This is a genomic window from Aliiroseovarius zhejiangensis (assembly GCF_014656375.1).
GTDB lineage: Bacteria > Pseudomonadota > Alphaproteobacteria > Rhodobacterales > Rhodobacteraceae > Aliiroseovarius > Aliiroseovarius zhejiangensis.
This window is the reverse complement of the sequence record NZ_BNCH01000006.1, coordinates 147,674-170,430: the sequence shown is the minus strand read 5'-3', so window position 1 is coordinate 170,430 and position 22,757 is coordinate 147,674. Positions and strand designations below refer to the sequence as shown.

Below are 22,757 nucleotides of genomic sequence, written 5' to 3'. Positions count from 1 at the left end.
GCCGGTAAGCGAAGGGGATAGGTATGGCGAAAACACCCGGAAAACGACGCGACCGCAAGCCGGGCAGGACGCCGGGCAAGATAGAGCCGGGCAAACCGGGTGTGGTGCGTCCACCGAAGGCTCCCCGGCCCGAATTGTCCGAACCCTATCTTGACGATCTCGAAACGTTGGTTGGCCACGGCGCGCTGCGCGAGGCGATAGACCGGCTGCTTGAACGCGCGCCGGGAAAGGAGCCGGGAAAGGATCAGGAACAGAAGCCGGGCAAGGACATCGATGAGATGTGCGACAAGCTGTTCGCAACGCTCAGGAAACGCTGTCCGCATCTGGTGCCTGACGCCCCGGTCGACACCGGGAAGCTCGGACCGCAGATTGATCTTGCTCCGAAAACCGTGGCGACGTTGGTGCGTGGCGCGGCGGTCAAGCTGGCGGGTGCCGGCCAGACGGTCTGGGTGCTGGGGGACAGCGAGATGCTGGTGATTGCCCGCCGTGTGTCGCTCGTGACCGAGCCGGGACGCATCCTTGTGCGTATTCCCGTCAAGACGGATCAGACGAATGACGCGCTGATCGTCGTGCCCTTTGCCGTCGGGTCTGAAAAGCGTCCCGCGGGGCTGATGGCCACGACGCCCATGCGCCCCATCGGCCCGGAAGCGATCGTCGAGATCTGGGCGGATGCCCTGATCGCCTTTGCCTGGGGGGCCGTACTGACCCTGACCGAGGTGCTGGCCAGCCGGGCCGGGCAGGATACCGACCGGCGGGGGTTGATCGCCTTCAACCTGCGCGCCGGGGCCGAGGGGTTGTCCATCGGCACCATGGCGCGGCACGGATTTGACCGGAGGGCGCCATGAGCCTTGATGCTGCGGATTTCGGTGATCTGGAAGACGTCCTGAAGGCGCTCGGCTTTGCAGGTGAAAGCGGCGCGCTGAACGACGACTGGCTGGCCGATCCGATTGCCTATCTGAAGACGATGCTGGCCAATCAGACCCAGCGCGAGGCGCTGCTGGCGGTGATGGACCGGCTGCTGGAGGGCGAGACCGAGATCGACGCCGAGGGCCATCAATGGCTGCCCATCGTGGTCAGCGACGATGGCGCGGCAATCTTCTATTTCGTGATTGACGACGCACCCGAGACCGAGGTTCACATCGGCCTTGGCGTGCGGTTGAAGACGACGGATCCCGACACTGCAACCTCGTTCTGCGTGCCGCTGTTTCGGGCGGCGAAACAGGGCCATTCGGTGTCCGACCCGGTGTTGATCGGTCATCCGGGTGGCAAGATCATTCTGGCCAGCGAGATTGTCGTTGATCCCAATCCGCCCGGCGGGGCGGCGGGGTTGCGCGCCATTGGTCTGGCCTTCACCACGCCGACGGCGGCGGGCGATGGCGACCCCTCGGTCGCGCTGACGCTTGGTGGTCTGTTCCTGCCGGGCTTTGCCGCGCCGCGCGACTTTGTGCTGTCGGTGTCGGACCTAGATACGCTGGACGAGGCCGCGCTTGAACTGATCCTGGGCATCATTCAGGCGATGGCCGATGGCGGGGCCACGCCGCAGATCACCGCCTTGGCCGAGCTTCTGGGGCTGGCCGGCACGGTGCCGCCCCTGCCCATCGAGGGGCTGGTCAATCAGGGGCCGGAGGTGTTGGCGGACTGGTTTGCCGCCTTGATGGGCGACACCACCGCCAAGGCGACCTGGATGCAGGCGGCCGCAGACCTGATCGGCGGCGCGGCCAACCTGTCGGGTGACACGTTGGAAATAGACCTGGGCGGCGGGGTCAGTGTTGATCTGGCGATTGCGGTCGTGACGGGGCCAACCGGGCGGCCGGTGGTCACGCCGTCGATTTCCTTCGGGATCACGCAAGGCAATGCGCGGGTTGAGGTGGTCGCGGACCTTCTGAAGCTGGATCTGGGCAGCGGGGCGGCAATGGCCGTGCCTGCGCTGTCGGCGCAGCTCAGGCTGGGCAGTCCCGGCGCGCCGATCCTTGCGGGCGATCCCGGCATCGAAGCCTTGCGGGCGGGCATTGCCCTTGGCCCTCTGCGTCAGCCCATCGCGGTGCTGGCACTGGATCAGGTGGTGATCGCGGGCAACAGCTATGAGGTGCTGGACCTGTCCACGCCCGACGCCATTGCCGAGGTGGGCACCACCCTGATTAGTGACGTGATCGCCGACCTTTTGGCGCAGCTTGGGCCGCCTGGCACGGCGATCTCGGTCCTGTTGGGCATTGCGCCGCCCGCTGGCGCCCCCGGCTTGCCGACATTGGACCTGTCGGCCTTTCTGGCCGATCCGCTGGCGGCGGTGCGTGACCATTGGCTGGGACTTCTCAGCAGTCATGCCGGCGATATTCCCGAGGTATTGGGCGCGCTGCGCGGGCTTCTGGCCGATGCGGCGCTGGCGGCCGATCCTGTCACCGGCGATGGCAGTGTCGAAGCCCCGTGGCGCATCGGGATCTCCGGGCCGGTGGCGTTGCTGATACGTCAACCCGATCCGGGCGTGGTCGAGGTCGCGTTGGGCCTCACCGCGACCCAATCGGAACTGGGCGAACGCTGCACGGTGCTGGACACGAGTCTTGAGATCCAGATCCTGCGCGCGGATCTTGCCGCGCCGGACGCCGCCTTTGCCGCCGAGGTCACGCTGGCCATCGACGCGCGCGGGCGTGGCACGCGGCGCACCGCCTTGGGGGACGATCCGCTGGCGATTGCCGCAGACCGGGTCAGCGCCCGCTTTGGCTGGAGCGCAACGGGCGGGCTGGCGGTCAGCTTCGCCGCACCCAACCCGGCCATGATCGTCAGCGAGATCGAGATCCCGCTGGAGATACCCGACTTCGATCAGGGCTTCGACGCCCTGAGCCCCGAACAATGGGACGCCATCGAAGAGTTGATCGGCCTGATCGGTGCCTCGTTCGCCACGCCGTGGGCGGTGGATATCCTGACCGCCATCGGCTGGCGGCGCGCGAGTGTTTTGGCCGAGAACTCCACGATCCACCGACTGGCGTTGTCCGAGCTGATCGCCGATCCCGATGCCGCGCTGCGTGCCTGGCTGGGCCGGCTGATCAGCGATCCGGGCGGGTCGCTGCGCAGGCTGCTTGAACCCCTTGGTCGCGTGCTGTCCGGCAGCCGTGACCGGTTCGGCGCGCTGTCCGGGCGGGGAGCGCCGACCGATCCGTTCCGGCTTGACCTTGTGCCGGAACTGGGCGGCCCCGCGCTTGGGCTGTGGACGATGCCGGGACGGGCGGTGCCGGGTGGCGGGCTGGTGCAGTCCGAGGCGCTGAGGCTGTGGCGGCCGGGTGATGCACCGCTGGATGCCGCCAGCCTGGCTGCGGGCATTGTGGTCGAACTTGCCACGCGCGAGGGGTTGGCGGACTCTCGTGCACGCACGGATGCGCTGGCCGCCGGGATCACCGCGCTTGAGGCGCGTCTGTCGGGCACCGATGGCCTGATCGCGCCGCCCGAGAGCCTTCCAACAGGTGCCACACGCCACGAGTTGCCCGATGTCGCCAGCGCCGGGCTGCGCGATGCGGTTGATCTGGTCACGGTCTTTGGCGTGTTGCCGGGCACCATCCTGCACGTGGCCGTGGCGCGCGAGGCGGACGCTTTCCCGTTTGCGACCGCGCCCGAGGATCGACGGATCGACCTGCGCCCCGCCGGTCGCGCACCCGACACGTTCGAAGCCCCGACGCCCGCACCCGGCGACTGGTTCATCGTACTGGGGCCGCGCGCGGATGTGGCGCTTGTGTTAGGTGACCCTGACGGAACCGGCGGGCAGGCCGAGCGGCTGGCGCGGATCTTTGCGGCGTTTTCGACCGCGGGTGGCGATGTGGCGGTGGTTGCCGACGCGGCGGCGTCTCATGCGGCGTGGCTGGCCGCAGAAAGCGTGGGGGCGGGGTCGGTCAACCGGCTGCTGACCCTTGGAATGGCCTTGTCCCCGGTGGCGTTTTCGATCTTTGACCTCAATCCCGGCGCGGAAGCCCTGCGGACCTTCCTGGGCCTTATGCCTCCCGAAGATCCCGCCATACCGGATGACAATGCACTTGCGGTTGCCCGCGCGGCGCTGGGGGCGCTGTCGGGGCTGTCGCGTTTTGCCGATCCGGCGGCAGAGCTCAGCCCGCCCGCCAACCTGCCGACCGGGGCGGGGGTGGGGCTGGATCTGCATTGCGCCTATGGCGCGTTTGACCGGTCCGCCATTCGCGCCGGTTTGACGGCTGCCGCCGCTGCGGGGCTGAGCGAACGCGCGGTCGAACAAGCCGCCTTCGACGCTGGGGCGGCTGTGACCGGCGCGGGGTTCGGGCTTGTGTTGCCAATCACGCCCACCAGCGGCGGCTTGTCCGTGTCGGGTCATGTGACGGTCGAACTTGGCGCCATCGCGCTGGATCCGCTGCCATCGCTGACAGACGAACGCAGCGTCAGGCTGCATCTGGAAATCCGCCGTGACGGTGGCTGGCTGATCGGCGGGCCGGGGTCCGGCGCGGGGGCGGCGCAGGAATTGCGCTGGATTGCCGCCGACATCGCGGTGCCACTGGGCGCTTCGGGACCGGTCGAGGCGGAAATCAGGTTGCATGACGCGGCGGTCTTTGGTTTAGCCCGCGATGTCTGGACCTTGCGCGAAGCAGGGGCTGCCGCCGCCGAGGGCGTCGTCACCACCGCGTTGCCCGAGGTGCGGGTGCTTCTGTCATCGGTCATCACCGAGATTTTGGCCGATCCCAGCCCCGAGATGGGCGCGCTGGCTGACCTGCTGCGCGCCATTGGCGTCGTGGACGATCTGGGCGGGCTGGTGGCCACGGCGCTGGACCGGGTGCTGCATGAACCCGATGCACAGGTGCGCGATGCGTTGCTCAGTGCCGCGCGCGTTTTGGACCTGCAAGATGCCGCCGACACGATTTTCGCGGGTATTCCGGGGCTGGACATTAATATCGCCGCACGGTCTGTCAGCTTTTCGTTGGCCGGGTCGGCCCCGGCGCTGGGGCTGCCCGGTTGGGCCATCTCGGCAAGCGCTGCTGCGGCCGGGCCGGTCACTGCGGATTTGAGTATCGGCGGGGCCTCAGGTGCGCTGACGGCCTCGCTCGATCCGTTGGAAATTCGGCTGGACTGGTCCCCGTCTGGTTCTGCGTCGGTCAGCCTGCCAATCTGGCCCAATGGCGATGCCGACGTCCTGATACGTGAGGGCGCACCACTGACCATCGCCAGCGCCGTCAAGTTCGGCGTGGAGTACATGCGCGATCAGGATGATGGCGCGAGGCTGGTCATCGACGGATTGCTTGAACTGCTCGGACTGTTGGCCGACCCGGACCCTGAGGGCAAGCGAGCGATGATCACCCCAATCAGGCTGTTCCGCGATCCGGTCGGTTGGCTGAAAAGCGATGCGGTGTTCGGCCTTGCCGGGGGCTATGACGCGGGTCGCGTGGGCGCGGCCTTCGATGCGCTTCGCCCGTTCCTTGGCCTGCCGGGCGCGCCGGGGCGCTGGGATGTGGCCGATGGCGTCGCAATCGAACTCAGCGGTGCGGGCGGGGTGCTGGATCTGGCGCTGGCGCTGGACAGTGACGCCATTGGTGGCGGGGCCGAGCAACTGGCCTTCGGGGGTCGGTTCGGGCTGCTGATCGCCGATACCGGGCCGGTCGTGCCCAACATCGCCATTTTCGCCGGGCTGCCAAGCGCCATCGAGGGGCGCAGCGCCGTGCATCTGGAGATCGCCCCCGATGTCAGCCTGTTTCTGCGCAACGCCAGCGGCACCGACCTGCCGCTCTATCCCAACACACCCGGCCTTGCGGCACTGGCCAGTACGGCGGTTGAAACCGCGCTGCCGCTTGCACTGAACGCGATTGTGGATGCGGGCGGCACGGCGGGCGATGTGGTGGCGGCGGTGGGTGATGCGCTGGTCTTGCGCGAAGGCACGCCGCCGGAATTTACCGGCCCGCGCCTGTCGGCCTGGGCAAATGACCCGGAAGGCGAGCTTGCCGCGCGGTGGCCCGCGATCACCACCGGCGCCTTGAACGCGCTGGCCAGCGCGCTTGCGCCGGTTCTGCCGGTTGGGGTGACGGCAAGCGCGAATGCGACCGGGCTGGACCTCGCCGCAGGCCCGATCACCCTGTCGCTTGAGACCGGGCCGTTCCGGTTCGCCGTTGGCTATTCTGACACCGGGGTGCCGTTTGTCGACACGATCACTACGGCGATGGCATTTGATGCAGCCGGACTGGACGAATTTACCGGCAGCATCGGGCCCGCGTCGATTGACGCGGGCGGTGCCAGCCTGTTCCCCGTGGTCTCGTTCGAGGTGGGCGAGGGCATCGCGGTGCCCTTCGTCGGGCTTGGTCTGGCGATTGCTGGCGACGGGGTGCAGGTGCTGACGCTGCGCACGATCCTTGCGCCCTTGGGGTTCGAGGTCGTGTTCGACGATGGCGACGGGCCTGTGTCGGACCCGGCCAGCGTCGCCTCGGGCCTGTTGACGTTGACGCTGGGTCTGGTGGTCGATTTCCTGCGCCAGACCGACCCCGTGCAAGACCTGTTGGAGACCCAGATTCCCGGCAGCGGCTCAAGCGATATCGAGGATCTGCTGGAAGGTGTGATCCTGCTGGATGGCGACACCAGCCAGCTTGATCTGGCGCTGTTCCAACTGATCCCCACACCGGGGCAGAGCGCCGAGGATATTCGCGACAGTTTCATCGCGCGGATGATCCGGCTGATCGAAAACTTTGCCGACGCGGGGCCATCGGTCACGATTGACAGCATCCTGACCATTGGTCTTGCGCGCGACGGAAACGCCATCGGGGTAAATGTCGGGCTGACCTCGCGCCTGCCCTTGACCACGGGCGACGTGGTCGTGTCGATCGAGAATGACAGCCGCTGGATCAAGGACGCGCCGCCTGCGGGGATCGTGATCGGGCTGGTCGAGACAAGCCCGACGCTGGGCTTTGCGCCGTCGATAGCCGCCAATGGGTTGGGTGTCAGGATCGGCAAGGATGGTGGGCCGCTGGTGGATTTCGGCCTGTCGCTCGGCTCCATTGCGCTGCACCTGTTTGGCCGGATCGGCAACGGCCCGGCGGCGGGCGGGGTGCAGGTGCAACTGTCCGACCTTGCGGTCAGTGGCTCGGACGGGACGGGCGGCAACCCGGTGGCGCAGGGGATCATGGACGAAAGCTCGGACAGTGGGCAGGCGTTGGCACCGATGTTCAGTCCGGCGCTGGCGATCCAGAAGCACGGGTCCGACCCGGTGATGGTGCGCCTGTCGGCGGGCGAAGGCGACGGGCCGTGGTGGCTGTCGATCAAGAAGGGCTTTGGGCCGCTTTATGTCGATCAGGTCGGGCTGGGTGTCACGCAGACCGGCGAAGAGCTTGAGAAGATTTCGCTTCTGTTTGACGGCAATATCTCGATTGCCGGGCTGACGGCGGCGGTGGATGATCTGCAACTGACCTATTCGCTGGATGCCGGGCCCGTCTATGACCCCGGCAGTTGGAGCGTCGATCTGGCCGGTCTGGCGGTCAGTGCGGATCTGTCAGGCGTGCAACTGGCCGGCGGGCTGCGGAAATATTCGGACCCCGGCAACCCCGAGAATGTCGAATATGTCGGCATGTTGCTGGCGCGGTTCGCGGCCTATGGGCTGTCGATCTATGGCGGCTATGCGTCGATCGAGGAAGGGGACGAGGGGCGTTACACCGCCTTTTTCGCCTATGGCGCGGTGGTTGGTCCCATCGGCGGGCCGCCTGCGTTCTTCCTGACCGGGATCGGCGGCGGCTTCGGCATCAACCGCGAGATCATCGTGCCCGACGATCTGTCAAAGTTCGATGAATTCGTGATGATCCGGGCGCTGGATCCCAGCGCCTCGGCCCCGTCGGACCCGATGGCGGAAATGGACAGTGTGCGCGTCACCTTCCCGCCCCGCAAGGGCACGTTCTGGTTTGCCGCCGGGATCAGCTTCACCAGTTTCATGATCGTCGATGGCGTGGCGGTCGTCGCGGTCGAATTCGGAAACGGGTTCGAGTTGAACATCTTTGGCCTGGCCCGGATGGCCCTGCCGCGCCCACAGTTCCGGCTGGTGTCGATCGAGATTGCGCTCGTCGCCCGCTTCTCGACCGAAGAGGGCGTGATCTGGATACAGGCCCAATTGACAGACAATTCCTGGCTGCTGCATGAAAGCGTGCGGCTGACCGGGGGGTTTGCCTATGTCTCGTGGTTTGGCGGGCCGAAGAAGGGCGAGTTCGTGCTGACCTTCGGCGGCTATCACCCGAAATTCCACCGCGATGGCTATCCCGTCGTGCCGCGACTTGGCTTCCATTGGCAGCCGGTCAGCAACATCGTCATAAAGGGCGGCAACTATTTCGCCCTGACGTCTGAGGCGATCATGGCGGGCGGCGGGCTGGAAGCGTCAGCCACGCTGGGACCGGCCTGGGCGCATTTGGCCTATGGCTGCGATGTGATCATCTATTTCGATCCGTTCCGATACGAGGCCGAGGCCTATGCAAGAATCTCGGCCGGCGTCACGATTGATGTCTGGATCGGCAAGATCACCATCAAGATCAGCCTGGGCGCCAGCATCTATGTGGAAGGGCCGGAGTTCCGGGGCGAGGCGAAGTTCAAGGTGGGGCCGGTCAAGCTGAAGGTGAAGTTCGGCGCCAAGCAGCAGTCGTCGCCCAACTACATCTCCTGGACCGATTTCGTCGTCAAATATCTTGAAGAGGCAACACCCGGCACCGCGCGCGCCGTGTCGGCCATCGCGGGCAACGGAGCCTTGCCGCCGGGCGGCGAGGAAGGCACGGCGGACGGGTCCGTCGCGCACCCGTTCGAGGTGTTGAGCGAGTTCGAGATGACAGTGACGACCACCTTGCCCGCCGACCGTTTGGTGGTGGGCAATGCCAGCCCGCAAAATTTCTCGACCCTGCCACTGGGACTTCCGCCGATCAATGCCTCGCTGGACGAGGCGGAGCTGTCGCTGTCGCTGATCCGGGTCGATACGCAGGCCGAGCGGATTAATGAAACCGGCGTCACCGTGCTGGGCCGTTACACCGGCAAATTCCCGGTGGCCGTCTGGGGACCGCCGCAGGAGATGGACAACAAGTCCATGCCCAAGGGCGAGGTGCTGGACGCGCTGGAAGGTGCGCATATGACGGTGAAGCCCTCGCGCGTGGGGCGGCTGCCGCCCGAGATCGCGTTCAATCAGGTCGAGGCCGGGCCGCGCAAACCCCTGCCGTTCGTCACCGAGGCCACGGTGCGCCCCGGTTTCCTGGCCGATATTGGCGGGCTGGTCGCGACGGTGCCCGGTGGGCTGGACCCCAGTCAGGTGTTCGCATTGGAGCAGACCATCCTGGCGGACAACGGCATGGGCAAGGCGGCGCTGGCGGGGCGTGCGAATGCGCGGGTTGCGCCGGGGCGGATCGGATCGCTGGGCGAACGGCTGGTGGAACCCGAGCCGGTCACGCGGGGCAGCGTCCTGACCGCCGCGCCGGTGAAGGAATTGGACCTGTCGGTGAAACCACCACGTGCGGCGGCAATCCTCAGCCCGGAAATCCGGGCGGAGGCGGCGGCGCGGATCACGACGATCAAGGGGGCGGAGCAGACCGTCCGTGTCGCCGCGCCCAGCCTTGCCGCGATGCAGGCAAGGCTGCCGCGGCAAATGCCGGCGGTTCTGACCCGTGTCGACACGGCGGCGCGGGGCGACAAGACGGTGATCGCGGGCACCCACGCGCCGGTGACGCAATCGGCCCGTGCCAATACGAGTTTCGTCGCCGGTCTGGGTCAGGACGGCGCGGCCGCCGAACGGCTGGCAGCGTTCGACCGGGTGGCCACCGGGCCCGCGCGCCGCGCCGCATCAGACGACGCGCGGCTGGCACCCGGCGAGATCGCGATCTTTGACATGCCCGCCGCCCGTCGCTCGGACCCACGCCTTGGGGCCGGCACCATCGCGACCTCGGGCGGGGCGGTGCGGGTGACGGCGATCGGGCTTGGCGGTGCGGTGCTTGAGACCGGCACGCCGGTGCGCGGGCGGGTCAGCCTGCCCGGCCGCACGTCGCGGATCATCGTCGAAGCATTGGGTGATGGTGGCGCGAAAAGCGGTGTCACCGGCTGGATGGCCGAGCAGGAACTGGCCTTTGTCGGCTGGAGCCGCGCCTTGTTCCCCGGCGGGTCGGTCCATACCGCGGGCGCGCGGATCGGACGGCGTGACGAGGTCGCGGGTCTGGGCTGGATCAAGGCCGCGAAGCTGACCCGGCAGGGCCGGATCACCACCCGGTTCGATACGTTCCAGCCGTTGCTGGTCCTGCAGCTGGAAGGGCCTGTGGACCCGGACGGCGCCCGCGATTTCGCGCTGGCCCTGACCGGTGCCAAGGAAACCGGCGCGGCCCCCGTGGTGGCCCATCTGGGCGCGCGGTCCGCGTTGATCCTGAGCCTTGCGCCGACCGAGGACGGTGGCCCCGTCAGTGTCGGCGTCGAAAGCAAGGCGCCGGGCCGGTTGGCCGGGGTGATGCTGGCCGATGGCGACGCGGACCGGTTCGCCGCGCTTCTGGACAGTCGCAGCGTCGAAGACCTGCTGGATCGCCCCCGCGCGGCGGGTGGCAAGCCTGTGAGCATCAAATGGACGAAGCCGAAGGCGAAGAAGAAAGAGGAGGCCTGCTGACATGGTCGCGGTTGGAAAATTCGTGCTTTATGACGGGTTCGTGCCCCCGCTGGAGGCGGGCGACTATGACCTGGTGGCGCGGCACAAGCTGACCTCGCCCGATGTGTCGGGGCTGAATGTGGAAACGCAGTCCAGCCGGGTGCGCATCACGTCGCCCCGCTTCAAGCTGCCGCCCGATCAGATATTGTCGACCTTCCCGCCCGCCAATTCCGAAGGGGCTTATGAAAGCCGCCTGCCGCAGATCGTGATCAAGCGTCGCACGATGCCGTGGGAACGCCGCCCGCTGCGCCCCGGCGATCCGGATGTGCCCCACGCCCCCGACGAGGCCGCCGATCGCAACACCCCGTGGCTGGCGCTGGTCGTGATCGCGGAGGGCGAGGGCGAGATTTCGGTCGAGACTCCGATTGCCGATTGCGTGACGCCGGGTGTTCCGATGAACGGGCCGTCGGACGTGGTGAAGGGGCTGTATCTGGCGGTGCCGGAAACGGTTGTGCGCAAGGTCTTTCCCACGGTCGAGGATCTGCGCCTGCTGGCCCATGTGCGCGAGGTCAGCCTGGCCGACACGGAAAACGCGCTGGGGGATGATGACGGGTTCATGGCGGTGGTGCTGGCCAATCGGCTGCCGCAGTTTGATCGGGTGGCCTGTAAACCGGTGCGCTATATGGCCTGCCTATTGAACCTTGAAGGCCAGTTGGACGTCTTGCCCGCACCGACCCCGCCGATCAACACGTTTCTGGCGACGCAGTTTGTGTTCAACGCCGCTGCTGTGGCTCAGGATCACCCGGTTGATCCCGACCTGCGCTTCATGGGGGCCAAGGTGGATCATGTGTTCGCACCGGGGGTCGGGGGGGGCAACCTGCCGCGCAGCGGGCCGGGCACCCGCGCGGTGCTCAGCGGTACGACCGCACAGGCGCGCGCGCCGTCGCCCACGCACGCCACCGCCACTTTGTCGGCGCGGGCGGGCGAATGGGCGTCTGCGGCCACGACCGCGCGCATTTCCGACCTTGCGACATCGGCCAGTTCCGAGGATGTGGGCTTTGTCGTGCGCGATGCGATGCGGGCCGGGTTCCGCATCCCGTTTGAGGCCTACATTCTGGAAAAGACCTATCGTTTCCCGGTATTGGCGCATTGGAGTTTCACCTGCAACGGGGCCGGGTCGCTGGACACGATCATGCAGGAACTGGACGTGGGGCTTCTGGGCACCTTGCCCGGCCCAGACGCCGAGCCGCCCCGGCCCGAATGCCTGCCGCCGGTCGGGGGCGATGCCCCGCCGCCTGCCGACAAGCCCCGTGTGCCGCCCGAAGTGACCGGCACCGGCCATGTCGGTTTGGCACACAAGACCCGCGAAGGCGAGGATCGGCGCGCCTGGTTCCGTGGCCCCTTCGTGCCCTTTGCCACGCGCAGGCGGCATCAGGAGGGCGATTTGCCGGTTCTGGCCCATGTCTCGGACCAGTTGCGGCTGACCATTCCCGATGGGCGCGAAGACCTGTCGCTGGCCGTCGCGTTCGAGATCGGGCGGCTTCTGGCGCTGTCGCAACCGTCTTTCGTGGCTGCCCTGATGCGCTGGCGGCGCGAACAGTTCGGGGCGGAAAGGGCGCGGCGTCTGAATGGCGTTCTGAGCCAGGTGGGTCAATTTGCGGGGACGCTTGATCTGACCCTAGGGCAGGGTGTCGCCCGCGAGGTAGGTCGGCGTTTTCTGAACGTCGCGGCGGCCGATCTGGTGGCAAATTTCGGCGATGCCCGTCCGATCGCCGACCCCGGCCGCCCGATTGAACACCTGTCCGCCAATCCGATCACCGATCTGGCCAACGGGCTGGGCATCGACCGGCAGGTTCTGGTCGAGGCACAACGGCGGCGCGATCCGGCGGCGCTGGACGATGTGGGGGTGGCACGGGGGGCGGCGGCAGATACGCTCGACCCCGAAACTTTGCGCGTGCTGGATGCCGGATTGGACGAGGCGTTGCGCAATGTGCTGACCCAGGGCGGTGTCACGTCTGACCGCGACCTGCGGCGGTCGGCGAGACCCGATGAAGACGCGCTGGACGCGCTGATCCGGCGCCAGACCGAGCGCCGCAAGAAGGAGATGGAGTGATGGCCCAGGCTACCCTGACTGCCGAGATCGTGATGAACGAAGCCGTGGCCGCCATCGAAGGCTCTCTGGTGGCGACGGATGTCGACGATTTCACCGATGACGACAAGATCACCCCGCGCGAGGTGCGGCAGTTTCTGGCCCGTCTGCGGCTGCTGGAAGGTGTGCCGTTTTCCAACATCGTCGCCGATAGTGCGCTTCTGCCCATCGAATCCATCCGGTTCTTTTATGTCGACCGGGGCTGGACCGACGCGCTGACCCAAGGGGCGTTGTCGGTGGGCACGGTCAACACCGGCGACCGGGCGCAGCTTGACCGGCTGTACGGGGCCATCGAGGACGAGATCGACAGCGAGGAACGACTGGTGCGCCTGCCCGGCGGGGAAGAGCGTCAGGCCGGCCCCGCCGGGCTGATGACCGGGTTCGTGCTGCGGTCACGCGCCGTGTCGGGCTGGCCGGGCCTGCATGTGCGAGCCTATGCGCGTGAGCCGGACGGCAATGACGAAGAGATATTGCCCGAAAGCCATCCCGATCGGTTGAAGCTCTTGCGGCTGGAACGGCTGGCGCCCGCGGTAATGCTGGCGCTGTTCGATGGGATGCCCGAGGTCGTGCATATCGAGGAACCCAAGCGCGGGCTGCAATTCGGGGTTACGCTGACCGAGACCGCGTCAAATACCTACTCCGCGTCGATCCCCGCGCGCGATGTGCAGACCGCCAGTTACGTGGGCGAAGATGGCTCCGAGGTTGAAACGATGGCCGAAGCCAAGCGGCTGCCGGTGCGCTTTCGGCCCGGAAGCCCCGGTGTGCTGGATCTTGCCAATACTGGTCGCGCGTTTCTTGAGGATGACGATCTTAACATGGGGTCCGAGCTGGACGGGGCAGAGTTCGCGCTTCAGATGATCCGGTTCCCCTATCGGCAGGTGTTTGGCGATCCGGGGGTGACGGCGGATTTCGACATTGCCGCCGTGTTCCGCCCAACGCTGTCCAAACAGGTCACGACGCTGGCGGCTGATTTTGAAAGGGTGTTCGATGCCGATTGAGCTTGATCCGCAACTTCTGAACACGGCGATCAGCTCGCCGCGTTGGTCGGTGATCACGCGCACCGGGTTCGGGGTGGACGATTTCGCCACCTGGGATCCCAAGATCATTCGCAAGCCGCGCCTGATCGTGCCGATTGATGTGCAGGCGCTGTATGTGGAACGGGGCTCGATCGAAGCCTTCGTGCGTCTGCCCGGGGCGGTCTCGACCCCCGATGGTGATCCGCCCGCGCCGACGCCCGCGCCGCTTGATCCCGGAGCGCCGCGCGCAGCGGGTGTGCATTTGCATTGGGCAATGCCCGATGCGGTGATGAACGGCGAAATGCAGGATGTCGACGGCGATGGGCTGGGCCTTGCCGCCCTTCCGAACCGGTGGCTGGTGCTGCGTCTGCTGGCGCCGGAGGGGGCCGTGCGGATGGCGGTCACTGGCTGGGTGATCGAAGCCGACACGACGCGGGTCATTCCCCTGAAGGATTGGAAAGAAGACACCACCGACGGCAGTGTCCCCACGGGCAAGACGTTGAAGGGGCGCGATCTGAACGCGGGCGCCGGGGGCAGTCTGGCCTGGACGGCAAGCTATGACGCCACGCTCAACCGGTTTGCGTTTCACGACCCGCTTGAGGATATCGACGAGGCCGCGCCGAACGGCGTTTTCAGTGACGTGGCGACCTATCTGATCGCCGGATGGTGGAGCCGCGCGGCGGAAGACCCCCTGGACGCCGCGCGCACCGCGTCGGGTTTTGCCAGCGTGACCGAGGATCTGGGTTGGCGGGTCAATGCCGACACCAGCGGGCAGACCGCGGCGACAGAACAGGCGATGGCCTATCAGGGGCAGTTGGCCGATCTCGGGGTGGAAAGCGCCAGCCGGTTCACCCTTGTCGAAGCGGGGTCGCTGGCGGGTTCGACTGCGTTGTCGGGCGCGCAGGGGGCCGAGGTGTTCCTGCCCGAAGGCGGCCGGTTCGTGGCGGTCGAGCCCAAGCATATCTATTCGACCCTGCTCAACGGGATCGTCCACGGCGTGCCCGTGGCCGGGCCGGTGCCCGCCGATCAGCGCCCCGATCCGCGCCGGGCGCGCGCGGCCCTTGGCCCGCAGGTCGAAGACAGCATCGCCGCGCTGACCGCTGCCGCGATGGAGGGCGATGACATGGACGCCCGCGCCGAAACCGAACGGCTGATTGCCGCACTGGCCAATGATCAGGTCGCCAAATTGGGCGAACGCAATGGCGCGGTCGAGATCGAGGAGCGTGAACACGCCGCCCGGTTCGAGGCCGAGCGCGGGCGGGATTACTCGATCGAGAAGATCATAGATCGCGGCGGGCCGGAAAACCTGATCGCCGGACGCGCGGCGCGCAACCGGGCGGGAAGTTCGGCGCGCGAGGACACCGAGCGCACATTGGCGACCACGCTGACATGGTCGGCGACCAAGCCCGGCGTGGTCGGCGTGGTGCCCGAGCATCTTGGCTTTGCCGCGAACCATTTTGAACGCGAGGGCCGCCCGCAGGCCGAACCGAAAGTGCGCCGCGTGCGCCGCCCCGGCCCGCGTTATTTCCGGGCGCTGGAACCGGTCGTGGCGATCCGCGATGCCAAACGCGGGCGCCGCCATCAGGAGGACGGCGTGGCCTCGCCCGATGGAACGCTGACCTGCCGTTGGCCCAGCCAGATCCCGATCGTCATTCCGGGCGGCATATCCGGGCGTCAGCATCTTGGGCCGTTCCCCCATGGTGCGCTGCCCGACGAGGTGGTGCGACTGGCGCAGAACGCGGTGATCACCGATCCGTTCACCACGCCCTGGCTGGCGCAGCAGGCGGCCCCCACCAGCCCGTTTCCGCAAAGCGTTCTGGCCGCGCGGCTCAGGGGCGAGGTGGCGCTGCGCTTCTCGCGCGATGGGGTCTATGACGGCACCGTGCCGGGCTTTGCCCTACGCAGCGAGGGCGGCGCGGCATCGGTGCCCGGCCCGATGGAGGCCGCCTTGGGCGACCAGTTGCGCCGCCATTCGCTGCTGGACGGGGTGGATGCGGCCCCATTGGGCGTGACGGTCTGGGCGCAACCCTGGTCGCCGATCTGGCTGGAATGGGAGGTCGAGCTTGACCTGACCGACCGGCTGACCGGCTGGGCGCTGGGGCAGGTCGACTATGACGCGACACCGCCGCCGGGTGGCGGTGTTCGGGTTATCTCGGGTCGCAGTCCGGTCAACAATGGCGCAGCCGAAAGCCTGACCGCGACCGTGACGAACTGGATGACCGCCGAGGATTTGCGCGATGCCGAGGACGAAGGGCAGCTTGACGAAGACGGCGAGAAAGAGGTCCGGGCAGTCTATAAGCACCTGACGAATGCAGATGTGATCTCGGCGACGCTGAGCGGGGTGCATGAGGCGTTGCTGGGTCTGCCGGACGCGCCCGACGGGCAGCTTGAAGCAACGGATGAAAAGATCGCGCCGGTGGACCTGCCGCAGCTTCTGTTTTCGGGCCGGATGCGGATCCGGGCGGCGCGGTTGGTCGATGCCTTTGGCCGGGTGCTGGATCTGGATCCCGACGCGGTGGTGCACCCTGCGGCCCTTGTCGCACCGGGCGACGGGCTGGAACTGCCGCCCCGGCTGGCGCGGCCCGCGCGCATCGCGTTCCGGCTGGCCGACCCCGCCGACGGGGCGGCGCTGCCGCGCGAGGCGACGATCAACCAGGAACGACCCGATTTGATGGTCAATCCTGTGGCCGGATTCCTTCTGCCTGACCTGATCGACGAGGCGCTTGAGGTCTTTGACGTTGCCGGCAACCCGTTGGGCCAATTGCAGCATGAACCCATCGGCGGCGGCGTCGTGTGGGAAATCGCGCCGGGGCGCGAGGGGCCAGCCGATGCCGGGCCGCTTTATGATCTTCCCGCATCGGCGCAGCCCTTGGGCCGGTTCGCCGCCGCGATGATCGAAGCCGACGCCCGCACCCGGGGCGGCACGGCCTTGAGCGCCAAGCGCGAAACGGCGTTGTCGGCCTTTCTACGCGCGGTGGACACGACGCTTTGGTCGATTGACACCTTCGCCTCGCTCGGCACACCGCATATTGCGGGGCTGGTGGGCCGTCCGATGGCGATGGTGCGGGCAACGATCCGGTTGCAGATCTATGATGACCTTGACCTTCTGGACCTGTCCGCGCCCGGTGCGCGTGACGCGCGCAAGGCGGTTTATGACGACCTGGCCGACCGGGCGTTCCGTGCGCGTCTGGGCGAGTTCACCCGCGACGATGACGGGGTCTATGGCTATTTCATCAACGACGACTATCGGCGCTTTCACGTGGTCGACAAGATCGTCAAGACCCGCGCCTTGGAAAGCGGGCGGCGGCGCGGTCATTTCGCGGCCCTTGGGGGGGCGCGCATTCCGCAGCCGGACCCGATCGACCATCCCTATCTGGTGGGCGAGGACGAGTTTCCCATTCATCTGGGCGAGGTGATCCGCCTGACGATCCTGATGCACCCGGCGGGCAAGGTGCATCTGACCACCGGCCTGCTGCCGCGCAAGTCGTTGCAGCTGGCGCGCGACTGGGTGGATGCGGGGCTTGGGCGGATGGCGCCCTCGGCCCGGATCGGTCCGGTGTTGATCGACCCCGACAAGGTGCGCCTGCCCAAGATCGCCAGTTTCGGAGAAGACCAGATCTGGACCCGGCGCGACACGCCGTTTTCGTGGAAGGACGACCCCATCCTGGCCGCCACCCAGGCCGCGCTTCTGCCGGACGCACCTGCCGCCATCGAAGAGGGATATGTGCGCATTGCCACCGCACCCATCCCCGGCACGGAAGGGGAGGGGGGCTGATGCGATACACCTGGCCAGGTCACGGACGCGCGGGCATTGACTTTGCCGCCCGGCGCCATGATTTCAACGCGTTCACCGATATTCACGCGCCCGAAGGGCTGTTTGATGAGATTTTCGGCAATCGCGCGGATTACCTGCGCGTTCTGGAAGACCTGGGGGCCTTTACCGACGCCAACCGATGGATCCCCCTTGGGCCGACCGGCATGATCAACGGGCAGGCCACCGGCAATCCGGTGGTGGCGGGGCGGGTGCGTGACCTGAAGATCGCGCCCGACGGCAGCCGCGCCTATGCGGGGGCGGCCAATGGCGGGGTCTGGGTGACGCTGGATGCCGGGCAAAGCTGGTCCCCGCTGGGCAGTTGGGGGGTGAACCCCAGTGCAGCCTCGGGCACCGGCGGGCGGGTGCAATCGCTGACCATCGGCGCGCTGGATGTCGAGTTCGGCGCGACGCCCGATGACGATGTCGTCTATGCGGCGACCGGCGAGTTGAAGGCCATCGCCGGACGCACCCATGCCGACGATCATGCGGGCATCGGGATCTTGCGGCTGGATGGCACCCTGTCCAGCGCGCTGGCAAGCGTCGGGTCGATCCCGTGGCTGCGCGAAGGCACCGCGATGCGGGGCGCGGGGATTTTCCGGCTGACCCACGAGCCCGGCGTGCCGCTGTCCTTTGACCCTAAGGGTGCGAATGTGATGATCGCGGCGGCCTCGTCCGGGCTTTATTTTCGCGATGGCCCCTTCGTGGCGGATGCCGCCTGGACCCGAATCGAGCGTGCGCCGTTCAATTTCGACGCCGACACCTGGCCGCATGTCTCGGACGTGCTGTGGACCAATGCGACGCCGAAGCGCATCTATGCCGCGCTGACCCACAATGACACCGGCAAGACCGCCGTTTACGTGACCGAAGGCGGGCCGGACAGCAATTACAGCAAGATCAACCTGAACGGCGTCAGGCGCACCGCACGGCTGAGCCTGGCGGTCGCACCGTCGAACCCGGATGTGGTCTATGTGCTGGGCACGGGCGCCCATAACCGGGCACGGCTGTGGCGGATCGAAGGCACCGGGCCTGCCCGCGTGGTCGATGACGTGCCGCCGGGCCTGTTTGGCAAGCCGAAGATGGATGGCTCCACGCTGAAGGTGGACGGCAATTCATCGCATTACAACAACTCGGTCGCGGTCGACCCGGCGAATGAAAACATCGTCTATGTGGCCGGGTCGACGATCCGGGTCAGTGACGTGTCGAACGCCAACATGCACCGGCTGACGATCAGCGGCACCCATGCGGCGAATGACTACAGCACGGATTTCAACACCGCGAACAACCTTGCGGCCCAAACCGACCCCACGTTCTTCGGCGACATGGCCCATGCCGATGTGCACGCGATCCGGCCAATTGCAGGCGAGGTCTGGATCGGCTGCGACGGCGGCGTTTTCGTCGACCGCGGGCTGGGGATGGTGGCGCTGAACTATGGGCTTGCGATCTCGGAACCCGGTTTCGTGGCCTGCCATCCCAGCGTGCCGGGCGCGTTGATTGCCGGCACGCAGGACAACGGGCGGATCGAACGGGTGGGCGGGTCGCTGTGGCGGCTGTGGCGCAAGGGTGATGGTGGCGGCGTGGCCTATCACACCACCAATCCGGCCTACTACCTTGGCCAATACACCGAAGCCTCGTGGCGCGAGAACGGCGGGCGGTTCACGCGGCCTGTCTTTCGCACCACCGTGGCGGCGGGGGCCTCGCCGCCCGAAAGCGAAACCAAGGAAAACGATGCCTCGCTGTTTTACAGCGGGATCGCGGCGGTGGCGGGCGAGGTGGATGAAACCCGCATTGCCATCGGCACCACACGGGTGTGGTTTTCGCCCGACTGGAACCCGGCGAATGCCGACAACACCTGGATGACCCTGCCCAAAGGCGAAGACGCCCGCACGCCGGGGTCGGAACATGACGGGCAGGACACGTTTGGTGACGGAGAAGTGGCGGTGACGCTTCGCTGGGCGCAACGCGGTGATGTCACGAACGATTTTGACGGTGCGCGGCTGCTGGTTCTGACCAACAGGAACATCTTTCAATACAGCTATGACGCGGGCGAGGATGAATGGTCCCGCCATCGCTTCACCGAGAAGAAGATGAAGAACCGGATCCGCAAGAACGAGGACATCGAACCGGGACCGTCAGAGAAACTGCCTTATATCGGCAAATGGACCGATGTGTTTCCCCATGACCGGACGCGCGGCAGCCATGGCTCGTTCTATGTGACCACAACGTCCAAATCGAAAATGACGGATACAGGCGCGGTGGGGGAAGCCGACCGGATGGACACGCTTTGGTGGTTTGATGGGGACGAGACCTGGCACCCGACCGGGCTGCGCAATCAGGGGCTTGATCCGGTGGCGGGCACTTCAGGGACCAAGGCGCCTCAGTTCGCGGTCGTTGTTCATCCCGATGACCCCAACATCGTGTTTGTCGGTGGCAGCGCGGGCGTCTGGCGCGGGGTGCTGAGCTTTTCGGGCGACACGCCAGGCTGGACCTGGACGGGCGAGATCAACGGGTTGCCGCAGGCGGTGGTGCAGGATCTTGCGATATTTCGCGAAGGCGATCTGAGGCTTCTGCGCGCCGCGCTTGAAAGCCGGGGCATGTGGGAGCTGAACATCTCGGACACGCCGACCTCGGTCGGCAACACCTATCTACGGGTCACGAACCTGGACACGCGGCAGGCTGAGATTGACGCAGACCCGGTCGATCCGCTGAGCATCGCCGACCCGCCCGAGACGTTCACGCTGGACATGAGTCCGGACGTCTATGTGCATGGCTCGCCCGTGCCGCCCCCGTGGGGCATGGGCGCCCTGCCGAACGAGGCTCAGCTTTACCAGCGGACCGAGCTGATGCGGCGTCCCGCGATGATGCGGCTGCGCCGTCCTGCCGGCACCTATCCCACCTATGTGATGGTGCATCACCGCGACACGGATGCCCTTGAGGGCAATCAGGTAACGGTGGTCCTGCTGCGCTTGGCCGACGCGCCGACCGATCTGACCACCGTGGCCATTGATACGCCGTGGCGGCAGGCGGTGTTGGCGCTGCTGGACGGGTCGTCAACCACGCCGCCCGCAGGCTGGGCGCTGGCCGAGCCGGGGGCTGCGCGGCGCAACCTGTCCGGACCGGTCGAGGCCCGCGTGCCCCGCGCGGTCGAGTTTACCGCCGACCTGACCCATCCGGTGACCAATGCGTTGGGTCTGGATGACGAGCTTCTGGTCGCCATTGTCAGTTCCACCCGCGATCCGGTGACGCTGGCCCAGCTCAACCGCAACAACCTGGCCATGCTGATCCGCCGCAGCCGCCACGTCGCCGCCCGCCGGTTCCGCCGCCGCACCTGACCGGTCGTCGTCGTTCAGGATTTGGCTGGCCTTTAGGGCGCGCTTGGTTTGCGCGTAGGATGGGATGGCGTCTGCGGAACAAATCGCTTTAACTGCCGGATCTGGCTTTCCCAAGTCTCGAAAACGTGTCGCATGAACCCGATCCTGCTGTCGTAAGGGCATTCTGCTGGGCGTTTTCCAGTATTTTGCGAGGGCTTTCTGCGGATGGGCCGGTTCGTTTTCAAAAGCGAACAGCAGGCTGATAAACTTGATCAGAACGCAGTTCTATCCCGTGCAGGGTTGGGTCATAAGAGGTTGAGTGAATATTGGGGGCAGCGATGCAGATTATCCGGCAATGCGACTTGGTGGAAACACCGTGGAAGAACGGCGGTGGCATCACGCGTAACATTGCCGAGGAGCGGGATGCAGGCGGCCCCTTGTGGCGGCTGAGCATGGCGGATGTGGATGGCGACGGGGCGTTTTCCAGCTTTCCGGGTCTGACGCGTATTCTAACGGTGATCAAGGGCGACGGTATGGTGCTGCACGGGCCGGATGGCGACATGCAGGCGGATTACGCGCAGCCTGTTCGGTTCGACGGTGGGGCGCCGGTCAGGGCCACGCTGACCCAAGGGCCGATCCGCGATTTCAACCTGATGTTCGACACCGCGCGTTGTGCGGGGGATGCGCAGATCGTGCGAGCGGCGGGTGCACACGCGGTCGGGCAGGCGGGGCAGACCTGTGTGGTGCATGTGATTGCCGGGGTGGCCTCGGTGGAGGGCGCGGATTTGGGCGTGGGCGACACGGCGATCAGCAATGACGCCCCTTTGCGCTTCGATCTGGCGCAGGATGCGGTCGCGTTGACCATCACCCTGCGCTTGAAAGGGGTCCATTGCGGGACGGGGCGAAATGACACTCTAAGAGTTTTCGATAAAGCCGCCGTTCGCGCATAGTGCGGCGGATTCAACGAAAGAGCCCAGAGTTACTGATGCTGCACCATGTATGAATGGCAGCATGCTGCAAAGTTTTGGTGAAAGTTCGCAGTATTGCCTTCTTCTGGCACTAACGATGCAAACGGCGGATGTGTGCCAGTGCTGCCGAATGAACAGGGCATACACTCCAATACCTAAGCGTCACATATCATCACCGGACGGGGTTTCATCTGACGTCCAGCCATATTTGCGCAACCAAGCCTCGGTATAGGCAATATCTTCGTGCGTGTGGATGTCGATGCTGCCGGAATTTGGAACGCCCTTGATCCTTTGCCCCATGAAGTCCCAAGGTTGCTGACCTTGTGCATCGGGACCGAAACAGGTTGAAACCCTGAGCACCCAAAACGTGTGGTCGATAAACAGCGCCGGTTCGAGATCTTGCCGGTTTGTCGAGATTGGACCTTCGGTTTCCAAAAACGGCACCAGATTTCCATCCGGGCCAACCTTCTTGGTGCGCAGGGGGTGATACTCATTTCGTTCTTCGACCGTGACCACGGAATCGAGTTCGGGGTTGTCGATAAGTTGCTGGATGCAATGATCCACCAGACCCGGGCGATGTGTGCCGACGTTGCAAAGAAACACGACCAGAATCTCGGGCTTTTTCCCTTCCGCTTCCAGCACCGACAGTGCATGCGTGAGGGCATCTTTGTGCTGAGAGGTTGGCAGCGCAAGTTCTTCGGGGCGGTCGATGATCTTCAACCCCATCTCACGCCCAACGTCTTTCAGCTTCTCGCCATCGGTGGACAGGTAGACTTCGTCAATCAATTTCGATTGATTTGCCATCAAGGCCGCGTAACTCATCAAGGGGCGTCCCAAGACTTCGATGACATTTTTGTCGGGAATGGAAACACTTCCCCCGCGTCCAGTCAAAAGTCCAACAATCATCGTTTTCTCCTGTCTTTTCTCAATCGCATCAT

General features: G+C 66.2%; 8 protein-coding genes. 7 read left to right on the top strand and 1 reads right to left on the bottom strand.

Annotation, left to right across the window (positions count from 1 at the left end):
• Positions 1 to 23 precede the first annotated feature (23 nt).
• The 7 genes from IE188_RS13550 to IE188_RS13520 all read left to right on the top strand — a co-directional run bounded on the left by IE188_RS13550 (position 24) and on the right by IE188_RS13520 (position 21,801).
• Complete coding sequence (locus tag IE188_RS13550; RefSeq protein ID WP_191287049.1) at positions 24 to 845, top strand: hypothetical protein; 822 nt, start codon at positions 24 to 26, stop codon at positions 843 to 845.
• Entirely contained in the window at positions 842 to 10,585 is a 9,744-nt protein-coding gene (locus IE188_RS13545; RefSeq protein ID WP_191287048.1) for a DUF6603 domain-containing protein, read from the top strand. The genes IE188_RS13550 and IE188_RS13545 overlap by 4 nt, the downstream gene beginning before the upstream one ends.
• A gap of 1 nt (position 10,586) precedes the next feature.
• Positions 10,587 to 12,677: a hypothetical protein gene (locus IE188_RS13540; protein WP_191287047.1), complete on the top strand. Its 2,091-nt coding sequence runs from the start codon at positions 10,587 to 10,589 to the stop codon at positions 12,675 to 12,677.
• Entirely contained in the window at positions 12,677 to 13,711 is a 1,035-nt protein-coding gene (locus IE188_RS13535; RefSeq protein WP_191287046.1) for a hypothetical protein, read from the top strand. Before IE188_RS13540 ends, IE188_RS13535 begins: the two co-directional genes overlap by 1 nt.
• Positions 13,701 to 17,504, top strand: coding sequence for a hypothetical protein (locus IE188_RS13530; RefSeq protein ID WP_191287045.1), 3,804 nt, complete (start codon positions 13,701 to 13,703; stop codon positions 17,502 to 17,504). Before IE188_RS13535 ends, IE188_RS13530 begins: the two co-directional genes overlap by 11 nt.
• Positions 17,504 to 20,872, top strand: coding sequence for a beta propeller repeat protein (locus tag IE188_RS13525; protein WP_191287044.1), 3,369 nt, complete (start codon positions 17,504 to 17,506; stop codon positions 20,870 to 20,872). The genes IE188_RS13530 and IE188_RS13525 overlap by 1 nt, the downstream gene beginning before the upstream one ends.
• Before the next feature lie 317 nt (positions 20,873 to 21,189).
• Complete coding sequence (locus tag IE188_RS13520) at positions 21,190 to 21,801, top strand: HutD/Ves family protein (RefSeq protein ID WP_191287043.1); 612 nt, start codon at positions 21,190 to 21,192, stop codon at positions 21,799 to 21,801.
• A 180-nt stretch (positions 21,802 to 21,981) separates the two neighbouring features.
• On the opposite strand, the gene IE188_RS13515 is transcribed toward IE188_RS13520, so the two are convergent.
• The gene (locus IE188_RS13515) at positions 21,982 to 22,725 is read right to left on the bottom strand and encodes an acylneuraminate cytidylyltransferase family protein (protein WP_191287042.1); all 744 of its coding nucleotides are present in this window, start codon (positions 22,723 to 22,725) and stop codon (positions 21,982 to 21,984) included.
• Positions 22,726 to 22,757 lie beyond the last annotated feature (32 nt).